The 12,895-nt window shown below is 36.4% G+C and carries 14 protein-coding genes; 4 read left to right on the forward strand and 10 right to left on the reverse strand.

All coding sequences use genetic code 11. From position 1 onward, the window contains the following. Positions 1 to 33 precede the first annotated feature (33 nt). The 3 genes from K2F26_RS19150 to K2F26_RS19160 all read right to left on the reverse strand — a co-directional run bounded on the left by K2F26_RS19150 (position 34) and on the right by K2F26_RS19160 (position 4,131). Positions 34 to 1,014: an ABC transporter ATP-binding protein gene (locus K2F26_RS19150; protein WP_220609061.1), complete on the reverse strand. Its 981-nt coding sequence runs from the start codon at positions 1,012 to 1,014 to the stop codon at positions 34 to 36. A 213-nt stretch (positions 1,015 to 1,227) separates the two neighbouring features. Further along, on the reverse strand, positions 1,228 to 2,871 hold the full coding sequence (locus K2F26_RS19155) for an ABC1 kinase family protein (RefSeq protein WP_220611955.1): 1,644 nt from the start codon (positions 2,869 to 2,871) through the stop codon (positions 1,228 to 1,230). Positions 2,872 to 3,066: 195 nt separating this feature from the next. After that, on the reverse strand, positions 3,067 to 4,131 hold the full coding sequence (locus tag K2F26_RS19160; protein WP_220609062.1) for a mannose-1-phosphate guanylyltransferase: 1,065 nt from the start codon (positions 4,129 to 4,131) through the stop codon (positions 3,067 to 3,069). 257 nt (positions 4,132 to 4,388) lie between these two features. Here K2F26_RS19160 and K2F26_RS19165 point away from each other — a divergent pair, with 257 nt between their 5' ends. From K2F26_RS19165 to murJ, 3 genes are all read left to right on the forward strand, one after another. Continuing rightward, on the forward strand, positions 4,389 to 5,909 hold the full coding sequence (locus K2F26_RS19165; RefSeq protein WP_220609063.1) for an LCP family protein: 1,521 nt from the start codon (positions 4,389 to 4,391) through the stop codon (positions 5,907 to 5,909). 112 nt (positions 5,910 to 6,021) lie between these two features. Next, entirely contained in the window at positions 6,022 to 6,528 is a 507-nt protein-coding gene (locus K2F26_RS19170; protein WP_220609064.1) for a pentapeptide repeat-containing protein, read from the forward strand. 144 nt (positions 6,529 to 6,672) lie between these two features. Next, positions 6,673 to 8,280: a murein biosynthesis integral membrane protein MurJ gene (gene murJ / locus K2F26_RS19175; protein ID WP_220609065.1), complete on the forward strand. Its 1,608-nt coding sequence runs from the start codon at positions 6,673 to 6,675 to the stop codon at positions 8,278 to 8,280. Positions 8,281 to 8,329: 49 nt separating this feature from the next. Here murJ and K2F26_RS19180 read toward each other — a convergent pair whose 3' ends face one another. The 7 genes from K2F26_RS19180 to K2F26_RS19210 all read right to left on the reverse strand — a co-directional run bounded on the left by K2F26_RS19180 (position 8,330) and on the right by K2F26_RS19210 (position 11,934). Next, positions 8,330 to 8,641: a TIGR02391 family protein gene (locus tag K2F26_RS19180; RefSeq protein ID WP_220609066.1), complete on the reverse strand. Its 312-nt coding sequence runs from the start codon at positions 8,639 to 8,641 to the stop codon at positions 8,330 to 8,332. After that, entirely contained in the window at positions 8,583 to 9,056 is a 474-nt protein-coding gene (locus K2F26_RS19185) for a hypothetical protein (protein WP_220609067.1), read from the reverse strand. The genes K2F26_RS19180 and K2F26_RS19185 overlap by 59 nt, the downstream gene beginning before the upstream one ends. A gap of 73 nt (positions 9,057 to 9,129) precedes the next feature. Then, positions 9,130 to 9,579 (reverse strand): hypothetical protein, encoded by a 450-nt coding sequence (locus tag K2F26_RS19190; protein ID WP_220609068.1) that lies wholly within the window; start codon positions 9,577 to 9,579, stop codon positions 9,130 to 9,132. Between the two features lie 64 nt (positions 9,580 to 9,643). Continuing rightward, on the reverse strand, positions 9,644 to 9,994 hold the full coding sequence (locus K2F26_RS19195; protein WP_220609069.1) for a hypothetical protein: 351 nt from the start codon (positions 9,992 to 9,994) through the stop codon (positions 9,644 to 9,646). Positions 9,995 to 10,027: 33 nt separating this feature from the next. Next, complete coding sequence (locus K2F26_RS19200) at positions 10,028 to 10,462, reverse strand: type II toxin-antitoxin system VapC family toxin (protein WP_220609070.1); 435 nt, start codon at positions 10,460 to 10,462, stop codon at positions 10,028 to 10,030. After that, entirely contained in the window at positions 10,459 to 10,737 is a 279-nt protein-coding gene (locus tag K2F26_RS19205) for a hypothetical protein (protein WP_220609071.1), read from the reverse strand. Before K2F26_RS19205 ends, K2F26_RS19200 begins: the two co-directional genes overlap by 4 nt. A 60-nt stretch (positions 10,738 to 10,797) precedes the next feature. Next, complete coding sequence (locus tag K2F26_RS19210; RefSeq protein ID WP_220609072.1) at positions 10,798 to 11,934, reverse strand: amidohydrolase family protein; 1,137 nt, start codon at positions 11,932 to 11,934, stop codon at positions 10,798 to 10,800. Positions 11,935 to 12,173: 239 nt separating this feature from the next. Between K2F26_RS19210 and K2F26_RS19215 the strand changes: the two genes are divergently transcribed. Next, a complete protein-coding gene (locus K2F26_RS19215) occupies positions 12,174 to 12,758 on the forward strand; it encodes a Uma2 family endonuclease (protein WP_220609073.1) in 585 nt (194 codons plus the stop codon). Positions 12,759 to 12,895 lie beyond the last annotated feature (137 nt).

Below are 12,895 nucleotides of genomic sequence, written 5' to 3' on the forward strand. Positions count from 1 at the left end.
CACCTGTCACCGTGGCGTAGCACCTGTCAGCTATTAAACAACACCTGCTTGAAAAACTCTACCAATGACTTCTTCTACTGGTGGTTCTGTGACTGTTAAATCAATGATTTCTAAATCAGCTAAAATTTGTGAAACGGTGCGAGTCAGTGCTTCTCTTTCAACTATAAATTTAACTTTTCTCCCTTCTAAAAGTTGAATATCACCATAAGGAGTTAATTTTTCTGCTGGTAATGGTTGGGATAATTCTACATCAATTTCTCGATAGGGTGCGAATTTTTCTAAGAGTCCATCTAAGCTACCATCATACATTAATTTTCCTTGATGAATTAGTAGCACTCTTTGACATAAAGCGGTAATATCTGCCATGTAATGGCTAGTTAATAATACTGTGGCTTGATAAAGTTGATTATATTCTCGTAAAAAGTCACGCACTCCTACTTGAGCATTTACATCTAGTCCTAAAGTTGGTTCGTCTAAAAATAAAACTTGGGGACGATGTAAAAGTGCAGCTAACAATTCTGCTTTCATTCTTTCACCTAATGAAAGTTTTCTGACGGGTTGATTTAGTTTACCTCCTAGTGATAACATTTCTGTTAACTCACCAACTCGACGATGAAATTCTTTATCAGAAATGTTGTAAACTGCGGCATTAATTTTTAAGGAATCTATTGCTGGTAAGTCCCACAATAATTGCTGTTTTTGTCCCATGACTAGGGTGATTTTTTGTAGGAATGCTTCTTGACGATGAAAGGGAGTTAAACCCGCAACTTTGACTTTTCCACTAGAAGGATGAATTAAACCGGTGAGCATTTTTAAAGTTGTGGTTTTACCTGCGCCATTAGGTCCTAAAAAACCGACTACTTCCCCTGGTTCGATGGTAAAGGTAACATCTTGAACCGCGTTAATATTACGATATTTACGACGGAAAAAGTGGTTAATTGTCCCAATAATTCCAGGCTCTTTAATGGCGACTGGATAGGATTTACAAAGGTTTTCTGCTATAATTATTGACATAAAAAATTATTTCCTTGTATTTTATATATTGTATTCTTTCGGCTTTTTGGTTGCTGCATACTACTAATATAGCGTTTCCCAGTCTAATAAAGTACACTTGAGTCTATTCAATTTGGGGTCTGACTGGACTGAGGAATAGGAGTGTCGGAGAGTTTTTGCGTAAGTCCTAAAAAATTCACAATTTTCAGTCCGATGTCGCTCACTTTAGATAAATTACTTTAAACGGCCTGAACGTAAAATACTAATAATTAACCATAAACCTAATAAACTAGCAGCAGCAAATAACAAGCTGCTCAGAAAAGATAATTGAGAAGTTTGAGCTTTACTAGAAATAATAGCTGCTCCCATGATCAGAGAACCTACTAAAATACTAAAAGAAAGACGGTTGGCTGCATCATCCATTGTGCGGCGCACACCGTCTAATCCTCTTAATGATAAATTCCATTGTAGAGTTTCTGATGTTACTCTGTCTAATAATAGTTCAATTTGCCGGGGAGATTGTAAAGAGAGACTTTTAATATCTAAAGCAGTCCGTAAAAGGGAACGAACAGGACTATCTCCTAATAACTGACGACGAAACAAATCAGTAATTAATGGTTGAATTTCATCAAATAAATTAACTTCTGGGTTAAAGGTACGTGCTACCCCTTCTAAATTTGCTAAAGTTTTGGCATATAAACCCATATTACTGGGTAAGCGAATTTTATTATTACGAGCAACCTGTAAAATTTCATAGATTATTTGACTGAAATTGATCTCAGTTAAACTGACATTATAATACTTTCGTAACATTCGATCATAATCATTTTCTAAGCGAGATAAAATCACAGGTTGAGCAGAATCAGAAAGTTGCAAAGTTAACTGAGCGCACCTTTGAGCATCCAAATCAACAATTGCTAATAACATTTCTGTAAGAATTTGTTGAGTGCGGGGATCAAGTCTACCCACCATGCCACAATCTAAAAGAGCAACACGCCCATCCGTCAGATAAAATAAATTGCCAGGATGGGGATCAGCATGAAAAAAGCCATCAATATATAATTGTTGAAAAAAGATTCTAAATAATAAAGTAGTGATTCCTTTTCTTTTAACAATAGAATCTTGAGCATTTTCGGGATTTAAATCTGCTGTTAACAGCGGAACACCATCCAACCATTCCATCACTAATAATTTTTCTGTAGTCAAATGCCAATAAATTTCTGCAACTACAATTTGCGTTGGATCATACCAACGACCTTGGGATAAATTACGCCGCAGTTGGTCTGTATAACCGGCTTCTCTTGTAAAATCTAATTCAGCTTCTAAAGCTTTAGTAAATTCTTCCGCAATAGATTTGATGTCATAAATTTGTCCAAAATCAGTTCTCGCCACCAAATCCGCAATACCTTGAATTAAGGATATATCTTGGGCAGTGGTGACATCAATTCCTGGTCTTTGAACCTTCAAAGCAACTTCCCTTCCATCTTTGAGAGTAGCGCGATGAGTTTGGGCAATTGATCCCGCTGCTACTGGTATATGATTAATAGTTTGGAAAGTTTCTTCCAGTGGGCGTTTTAACTGTTTGCGGATCACAACTTCAACTTCACTCCAAGGAACTGCGGGTACTTCATCTTGCAGGGTTGATAGTTCTTCAATATAAGCAGCACTTAATAAATCTGGACGGGTAGAAAGAAGCTGACCGAGTTTGACATAAACCGGACCCAAATCCACCAAAACATTTTTTAATACCGCAGGTGTAGGTAGTTGAGGTTCATCGGTTTTACCACCAGTCAACAACCTTCGCATATAGTCCCAACCATTGCGAAGGAATACTTCAATAATTTCCCGTTGTCGAGGCACAGTTTGGGTTAAGAACATTTTGGTAATTGGTAATTGGTAATTGGTGATTGGTAATTGGTGATTGGTAATTGGTGATTGGTAATTGGTAATTGGTAATTGGTGATTATAAAACATAAAATTGATTACCCAGTCACCAGTCAAGAGTCCCCAATCCCCAATCACCAGTTATAATTAAAAACAATGATTGTGGGTATCTACCAACAGTTTTAACTTTTACAGCAAGTCAGTAAACCGGGGATCACTTTGCAGGGTTTTGAGGATCTGTTTAATTTCTTGAGTGCGTTCCTTGTTTACTATTAGGGTAACATTGCGATCGCGCACAATCACCACATCCTCTAACCCAATAGTAACAACCACATCATCTGGATTAGAAGCATAAACAATAGCCCCTTGGGTGTCTAGCCCTACATGGGTAGCTAATTCAACATTAGGATTATCGTCTTTTTTCAGTAGACGTTCGATCGCATTCCAATCACCTAAATCATCCCAACCAAACTCCACCGGTAAAACGTATGCTAGACTTGTCTTTTCCATCAGCGCATAATCTATACTTTTCTTAGGCAACTGAGGGTAAACATCAGGTCCTTGTTGTTCTAGAGGTTGGATAATTTCTGGGGCATGGGTATGCAGTTCTTTGAGAACCACCCCAGCCCGAAACACGAACATACCGCTATTCCAGCTAAACCGTCCCGTTGCTAAAAAATTCTCAGCCGTTTCCCGGTTGGGCTTTTCAGTAAAGCGGTGAACGTGATAAGCTGGCAACTCATTAAAGCTACCAATCTTTTCACCTTGTTCAATGTAGCCGTAACCGGTGGAGGGGAAAGTAGGCTTGATCCCCAAAGTGACAATCGCTGCTGTGTTAGTCGCTAACTGGGTAGCAGCACTCAAGGTATTTGCAAATACCTTTTGATCAGCAATCCAGTGATCAGCGGGAAAAAAGCCAATAACAGCGTCTTCTCCGTAACGCTTGTTAATTTCCAAACTTGTCCAAGCAACGGCGGCGGCTGTATCCCTACCCTCTGATTCAATCAGCAAATTTTGCTCTGGCAGATCGGGTAGTTGTTGTCGTACCCCTTGAGCTATTTGACTAGAAGTAATCACCCACAGGTGATCCCAACCACCTGCGAGTGTTAGCAGTCGATCAGCGGTGGCTTGTAGTAGGCTTCGAGAACTGCCATCGAGACTTAAAAATTGCTTAGGTCTGTCCCGGCGACTAAGAGGCCAAAAACGCTCACCTTTACCACCTGCCAAAATAACAGGGATCAATGAATGACTCATGTTGTTATATACACTTACTGCTTAACAATATTAAGTGTACATTCATTCAATTTGGGATAATCTTCACTGATCAATCTGAGTGTTGGGGAATTTTGGATTTATAACTTAGTGGAAAATGCGAGGGTAATGAGAAAAACAAAATCTAAAAATCAACAATCTAAAATCTAAAATCTGCATAGATAGCTCTAACTCTAGCAACAAGAATTTGTAGCTTGCATTAACATACCTTTAGGGAGTGGTTGAGTGGGGAGACAATTGTGATAAAACAAGTTCAATGGTCCAAAAATCAAGTTATACCTCAACAAACAACAGCTTTAGATCAAGAGGCACAACCGCAACAATTTCAAAGGGTAGAAAATCAGGTCATACCTACCCCAGTACCAGGATCAGGGACAGAGGTTCAACCAAAACAGCCGGTAACACAGTCAATAAATAATCCACGTCAAGTCGTTGAGTCAGTAGGTGCTATCCCTAATGAACTCTACGATCGCTTAGGGTTAACAATGCCCCGCTGGCTATTGTGGATATTAACTTTTGTTATTGGTATTATTTTATCAGGTTTATTGGTGTCAACTTTGGCGTTATGGACTCCCCTCTGGAGTAATTTAGAGCAAGCCAAAGATGATGATTTTGGATCTACTACCAGTAAAGATCAGGTAAAAGTACCTGGGGATTTATGGAATAAACTTTCTCAGTACCAACTATCAAAACCCATGAATATTTTAGTCATGGGCATTGAACCAGTGAAGGGTACTGTTGACGGTTCTCCAGAAAGTTTTGCTGGTAGCAGCGATACGATGTTATTAATTCGGTTAAATCCTAGTGATAAATCTATTCGTGTGCTTTCCATCCCCAGAGGGACAATGATCGCCCTCCCAGATGAGGGATTAACCAAGGTTTCAGAAGCAAATGCTAAAGGTGGTCCAGTATTAGCTGCACGGGTAGTTAGTCGGACTTTAAGCAATGCTCCCATAGATCGCTATATTCGCATTTCTACTAGCGGTTTGCGGCAATTAGTTGATCAATTGGGTGGGGTAGATGTATTTGTACCCCAAACGATGAATTATCAAGACAATGCTGGTGGTTTGTCGATGAATTTGGTTAACGGTTGGCAAACTCTTAACGGTGAACAAGCAGAACTTTTTGCTCGTTTTCGGGAATCAAATGTAGGGGATCTGCCCAGGGTGCAACGACAACAAGCACTAATAACCGCTTTGGTTCAGCGTTTAAATAGTCCCACCGTTTTACCCAGGTTGCCCCAAATTACTCGCATTATGCGGAAGTATTTTGACACTAACCTGAAAATGGAAGAAATGATGGCTTTGGCGAATTTTTCTGTGAATGTAGAACGGGATAATTTCCAAATGGCCATGCTACCTGGTACGTTTAGTAAGTTTAGTAAAGACCCAGATAGTTACTGGTTGAATTTGACTGGACAACAAAGCTTATTGAATGATTATGTTGGGGTGGATATACCTGGTTTAAAATCAGATTCCCGTCCAGTTTCTCGCCTCAAAATTGCTATTCAAAATGCTTCCAATCAACCTCAATTAACGGAACAAGTTATTAGCTATCTCAAATCCAAAGGTTTTACTAATATTTACACAATTCCCGATTGGCCTGATACTTTGCGGCAAACTCAGATCATTTCCCAGAAAGGAAATCCCCAAACAGGGGCGGAACTGCAAGAAATTCTAGGATTAGGCCAAGTTGAAGTTTCTGCTCAAGGTGATTTAGGTGCTGATTTGACTATTCGCATTGGGAAAGATTGGAAATAAGGATTGGTGATTGGTAACTGGTGATTGGTGATTGGTAAAACATAAATGAGACGGTAAGGGTTTAGCAATGCTAAACCCCTACACATAACTACAAATAACGATTATTAAAATTATGAAAAAAAGTTTGTTGAGAATATTAAGTTTACTGTTGATTTTGCTGTTAGCTTGGTTGTGGATAATGATTAATCCTAAACCTGCTTTCGGGCAAATCAATACCATTAACTATAACAATGCTTCTTTAGAAAATCGTGATTTCTCTAACACGGATTTATCAGGAGTCAATTTCGTAGCTGCGGAAATGCGCGGGGCAAATTTTCAAGGAGCAAATTTAACTAATGCCATGTTAACTAAAGGTGTGTTATTAAAAGCCAATTTACAAGATGCTAATTTAACTGGTGCGTTAGTTGATCGTGTGACGCTAGATGGTGCTAATCTAAAGAACGCTATTTTCACAGAAGCGACTTTAACCCGTAGCCGCTTTTATGATGCGGATATCACTGGGGCTGATTTTACAGACGCTTTGATTGATCGTTATCAGGTTTCATTATTATGTGAACGGGCTGAAGGTGTTAACCCTGTAACTGGTGTGGCTACACGGGATAGTTTGGGGTGTAGGTAGGTGACAGGTGACAGTAATCATCTGTTGAAAATTGAACCTGCTGATTATTAAAAAATAAACATTTTGTGGGATGGGCATCTTGCCCGTTCTAATTATGTAAACTCAAAGTATATTATTTTAATTAATAATTGATAACTGATATTCGTGACTGAACAACAAGATCAAAAACCCTCTCGTTCCTTTGCTGGTATTGCTGGTATAGTTGCCGCAGCAACGTTAATTAGTAAAGTATTTGGTTTAATTAGACAACAGGCGATCGCAGCTGCTTTTGGTGTGGGTGCTGCTGCTACTGCTTACAGTTACGCCTATATTATCCCTGGTTTTTTATTAATATTACTCGGTGGTGTCAATGGTCCTTTACATAGTGCCATTGTCAGTGTTTTAGCCAAGCGGAAAAAAGAAGAAGCAGCACCTTTAGTAGAAACAGTCACAACCTTAGTGGGTGGGTTGTTGTTAATAGTCACAGTTGCTCAGATTTTCTTAGCAGAACCTTTAATAGATATTGTTGGTTATGGTTTAGATGCTAAAACCAGAGAAATTGCCATTCGTCAATTACAAATAATGTCCCCAATGGCGTTATTTTCCGGTTTAATTGGCATTGGGTTCGGTACTCTCAATGCAGCAAATCAATATTGGTTATTATCAATTAGTCCTTTATTATCTAGCGTTACCGTTGTTATTGGTATTGGTATTTTAGCTTTACAATATGGCAAGGAAATAATTCAGCCAGAATTTGCATTTATTGGAGGAATAGTTTTAGCAATTGGTACTTTAGCCGGTGCAATTTTGCAATGGGCAGTACAATTGATTGTACAATGGCGTTTAGGTTTAGGAACATTAAAACTGAGATTTGATTTTAAATCTCCCGCAGTTCAAGAAGTAATTAAAATCATGACTCCGGCAACAATTTCTTCGGGAATGATGCCGATAAATGTGGCAACAGATTTATTTTTTGCCAGTCCCATTAAAGGCGCAGCCGCAGGTTTTAACTATGCTAATTTATTAGTACAAACTCCATTAGGAATTATTTCTAATATTATTTTACTGCCTTTATTACCGATATTTGCCAAATTAGCAGAACCAGAAAACTGGCCAGATTTAAAATTACGCATTCGTCAAGGACTGTTATTAACTGCGGTGACAATGCTACCTTTAGGGGCATTAATGATAGCTTTATCTAAGCCAATTGTCCAGGTAGTTTATCAACGGGGAGCATTTAAACAAGAAGCAACTGAGTTAGTTTCCTCCTTATTAATTGCCTATGGAATTGGGATGTTTGTTTATTTAGGGCGTGATGTTTTGGTGAGGGTGTTTTATGCTTTAGGTGATGGACAAACACCTTTTAAAATTAGCACTTTTAATATTTTATTGAATGCGGTTTTAGATTTTATTTTGGTTAAACCTTTTGGGGCGCCTGGTTTAGTGTTAGCTACAGTGGGTGTAAATTGTAGTTCAATGTTGATGTTATTGTGGTTATTAAATCGCAAATTAAATGGTTTACCTTTGCGGGAATGGAGTTTACCAATTTTCGGTTTAACTGCGGGTAGTGTGGTTGCTGGTGTTGCGAGTTATGGGACTTTGGTGGGTTGTCAGCAGGTGTTGGGGAATCAGGGTTTAGTTATTTTAATAATTGAGTTGTGTGTTTCTGGTGCGGTGGGAATTTTTGTATTTTCTGTGATTGCGGGGATGATGAGAATACCGGAGGTTAATAGTTTTGTGGTGAAGATGCGGCAGAAGTTTTTGAAGAGGTAAATGTACTTAAATTTTATTAACTCGTTAGATAATTGATCTTATTTTTAAGTTATCTAAGAGCCTCAAGTTTTGCTAATAAAAGGTTTACAAAAATTATGAAAGCACCTCCTTCCTCTGGAGAAGGATCAATTAAACGATGAGCAGATGGATTTCGGAAAGCACCTACAACACCAGAATATAGTTCTCGATAACCATCTCTCTCTGAAGAGACAGTAAATTTTAATGCTAAAGTTCCATTATTTCCAAATACATCATTGACAAGGTTACGACCTGTTTTATTAGGGTCAGATATAGAACCCACATCACGTAACCTTTCTTCTAAAATTACTCCTGCTGTTCTTACAGCAGAATCCCACAACATAGGATCTGAATCCTCCAGCACTTAAAATAGGTAAACATCTTTGTTTTAACTCTTTATCAAACCCACTGATATCAGTCAAGGGACTTAGGTACTTTAGAAATGATGTATCTGGAGCGTTAAAGTCTTTATCTACGGCTTCATAAATTTTTCCTGTTAGAGTACATTTCCAGTTTTTAGAGATATTTTCAATGTATAGTAAATCATTGGCATTTAGCGCATTTAAAGCACCCTGACTCAAATCTACTTCTTTAAGTTCATCCTTAGTTCCCCTCCAGTCGAACAATACTGCTTGAGGGGATGATGTTTCAAATGTTTCGATCCAGTATATTGTAAATTCTTCTTCTAGTTTCTTATCTCTAACACTTTGGACTAGCCACTTTGCTATTATTTTTTGTGTCTCTGTTAAGTTATACATTTAATTTTTACTCTGTCACAAATATAGGTGTTTATTTCAAATAATTGTGGTTGGATGCCATCATATATATATATCAATCGGTGGATCTTTTCTTCTCAGATAATTTTTTTTCAGACAATTTTAATAACTTTTTATGTACAAGTAATAATTCGTCTAATAACTCTTGTGGTAATTCTGATATCAAGGGAATACGTGCAGGGTCTTGCTTATGTAATATATACTTTTTTTGTATTGATGATAAACATAATACCAATCCTACAAGTTCATAAAAAGCTTCTGGTGTAGTCCATCTGTATATGCTAAAAATCCTATCCGTTAAGCAAATAAAATCAAAAAAGCTAACCTGATAATCCGAATCGAGACTGACTAAATAAATGTGATTAAAATTGTCCGTACCAACACGCCAGTATTTCAGGCTTTCCAGAAACTGCATCTCATCAGTCAAGTCTGCTACCCACAAGTCTTCGAGAGATTCATCCTCATTTTCAGTGAACCATCGTGACTGAAATTTACGTAAATTCATTGGTGAAGCCCCGTCCCGTGTTTAAATGTATAATTTTGAGTTATTATAACATGATATTTGCTAATTATACCAAGTCTGATAGAGTTATAAGCAAAATAGTCTGTAATTTTTGTATCCAATCTTCAACTCCTCTATGAAAAAACTCCCAATCAGCTAAATCAATCTCCCATGTTTTACTGACTGAATTTTCTATTTGTTTGATAAATTCTTCATCTTCATATATTTTCTGACAAAAGGTAGCATAATCAAGCTGATATTTTTCTTGATATTTAACATCTCGTTGACGAAGTTCAGCAATTTTTAAGGAAATTTTATCAAGAGTATATTGTTTAAGTGCTAAATCCATTGACTCTTGTAAATCTCCCAGTGCTGATAAAACTTCTATATATTCATCTTTAATTGAAACTGTCACCATAATTTTTACCTCGTTATTAAATAATTACTTTACTTACTCAGGAACTTGCACAAGCTTTGCTAACTCATCTCCCAAACGATTAAAATGATTGGGATTAAGTGTTAGGAGAACATCTACTTTTGCTTTGATAGCAGCTTGAGCGATTAACGCATCAAAAATACCACCACCAGGAAGGTTTAAATGTGCCATTTGTGCGATCGCTGTTTGATAATCATTAGATAGTAATGGAATAGCTTCAAGATACTGAGAAATATCTAATATTATTTGTTGAGCTTGTTCGGGAGTAAGACGTGGTTGAATAGGTAAGCGGGTGATTACAGAATAAGTTTCCGCTAAACTGTGAGTCGAAATAAAGCCTTGAATTTTTCTAGATTCTGCTGACTTCAACCATGAAAAACATACAGAATGCTTGGGGTGACTGATAACGAATGCAGCTACTAAGACAGATGTATCAAACAAAACTTTCATAAACCCATCTGATCCCCAATGCGTTCTTCTCTCAACTCATCTATGAAGGTATTAACATCAAAGTTTTCTGGTAATTCTGCATCTACAACCAAAATCCCATCTTTTCGATATACCTTTGCTAGATTAGAAGAAACTACTTCACATGCTTTAACCTTTTTTTGAGTCAAGGCATCAATTTTTTCGGTAACTGCTTGCAAAATAAATTGCTCAGTTGATATTCCCTGACTACCTGCCAATTTTTCTATCTCTTGTTGTATTTGTAAAGGAAAGTTCATAGGATTAAATGCAAACTGCTTAACAGTATAATTTTACCAACATATTACTATTATAATCTTTTACTCCCCTTTTAACCTCCTCCCATACAAACTTAAAGCATTCTCTCGTAAAATTGCCAATGCTATTTCTTCCGCTTCTTTAACAGTAATATCTGTATCTTTAATTGCCTCATCTAACACTTTACCTAACAATTGACGACCCCATTTTGCACCTAAATAATACAATTCTGGGATAGAATGAGCATCAGAGGAATACATTAATTTAGTTGTGGGTATTAATTCCAAAAGTTGCCTAATTGTATTTCGCATTCCTGATACACTTAAAAAAGGAACTGCTAAACCAAAATCTAAATAAACTTGGGGATACATTGATGCTAAATATCCCGCTTCTCTCATGTAAGGATAGGAAGCATGAAGTAAAACTAAAGGCGCGTTTTTATATTGAGGACATTCTATCAAATATCGTAAATTTAAAGGATTTGCTAATCTTAAATCTAAATCTGGATCACCTAAACCTGTGTGTAGTTGTACAGGTATTTTATATTTAGCAGCAATTATCAAAGTTTGTTGTAAAATAAAATCTATTAATTGTTTATCATTTAATCGTAAAGGCAGATCATTTTTTTTATGTTGCTTTTTTAAATCGTAAAAATGCACAGCAGCTACCGCAGGTGCAACTGGTCGAATATCTAAACCACTACGATAACAAGCTATACTTTTGAAAGCGACAATATCAGGAGATGGCGGATCAATTTCTTTGATAAAAGCATTAACAAAAGTGTGAAATTCGTCAATTTGTGAAAGTAGTTTTTCGGCTAATAATTCTAAGCGTAAAATTCTTTTGACTGTGGTAAATTGTTGATGCCAGGAAATTGGTAATATATTTTCTGGTGTTAAGCCATCATCTAAATATATTGCTTCTAAGTTAGCAGCGTCAAAATATATTCTGGTTAAATTTTCTAGTCCTAAATTTTGCCGATGTGCTAAAATTGCTGTTTCTTTGGGTTCACAGTTTAATAATGTAGCAATTTCTCGTAAACTGCGGCGATAAAATAAGGTATGTTTGGCGTGATAATTAATGATTTCTGGATCATAACCTTCTGTAAAAGCGGCTGCAAATGGATAATTTACAGCTACTTCTGATTTTAATATGTTGTGGGCGTGTTGTTCAATGAGGGGAATTTCGGAGAGATTCATGGATGGTTAAGATTTTTGAGATGTAAGTATTCAGGTATCTGGGTTTCTGTGTCAGCTTTTTACAGTTTCTGACATTGGATTAATTTTACATTTAATATCGATCTTTCCAAACATGAAGTTAGAATATTTAACTATTTTTGATAAAAATTTGTAAATAAATCTACTTTAAATATGCTATGTTTTCAAAATATTTGGATAATCTTGTTATACTTGAATTATAGTTAACAATATTATATCTTATGCAAACACAAACCCGAACCTATACACCAGAAGAATATCTAGAACTGGAAGAAAAAGCAGAATATAAAAATGAATACCGTGATGGAGAAATTATAGCTATGGCTGGAGGAACAACAAATCATAATAAAATTGCTTTAAATTTTGCTGCGGCTTTAAAATACGGATTAAAAAAGCAAAATTATGATGTTTATATTGGTGATGTCAGGTTGTGGATACCCCGTTATCGTCAATATACTTACTCTGATGTGATGGTAATTGAAGGTGAACCTATTTATCAAAATGCAAATACAACTACTGTGATGAATCCTTTATTAATTGCTGAAGTTTTATCTAAATCCACAAGCAATTATGACCAAAGTGATAAATTTCTTTATTATCGCTCAATTCCTGAATTTAAAGAATATATTTTAATCAATCAATATCAATATCATGTCATGCACTATGTAAAAACAGATGATGGGAAATGGATATTTACAGAATTGGAATCTGAATCAGATACTTTAACACTGCAAAATCTAGATTTTCAAATTGATTTTCAGGATTTATATGAACAGGTTGATTTTCAGAAAAGTGTTGATGAATAAATAATTAATCTATACAAAATCTAGTATTTCTGATAAATTAGGTTGAGAGGATGTTTTAAAAGTGGTATTCCGTGATTTTAATCACATTTTTACCCCCCCTTAATCTCCCCTTATCAAGGGAACACGAACATAAAGTT

It is taken from the genome of Sphaerospermopsis torques-reginae ITEP-024, assembly GCF_019598945.1.
Taxonomy (GTDB): domain Bacteria; phylum Cyanobacteriota; class Cyanobacteriia; order Cyanobacteriales; family Nostocaceae; genus Sphaerospermopsis.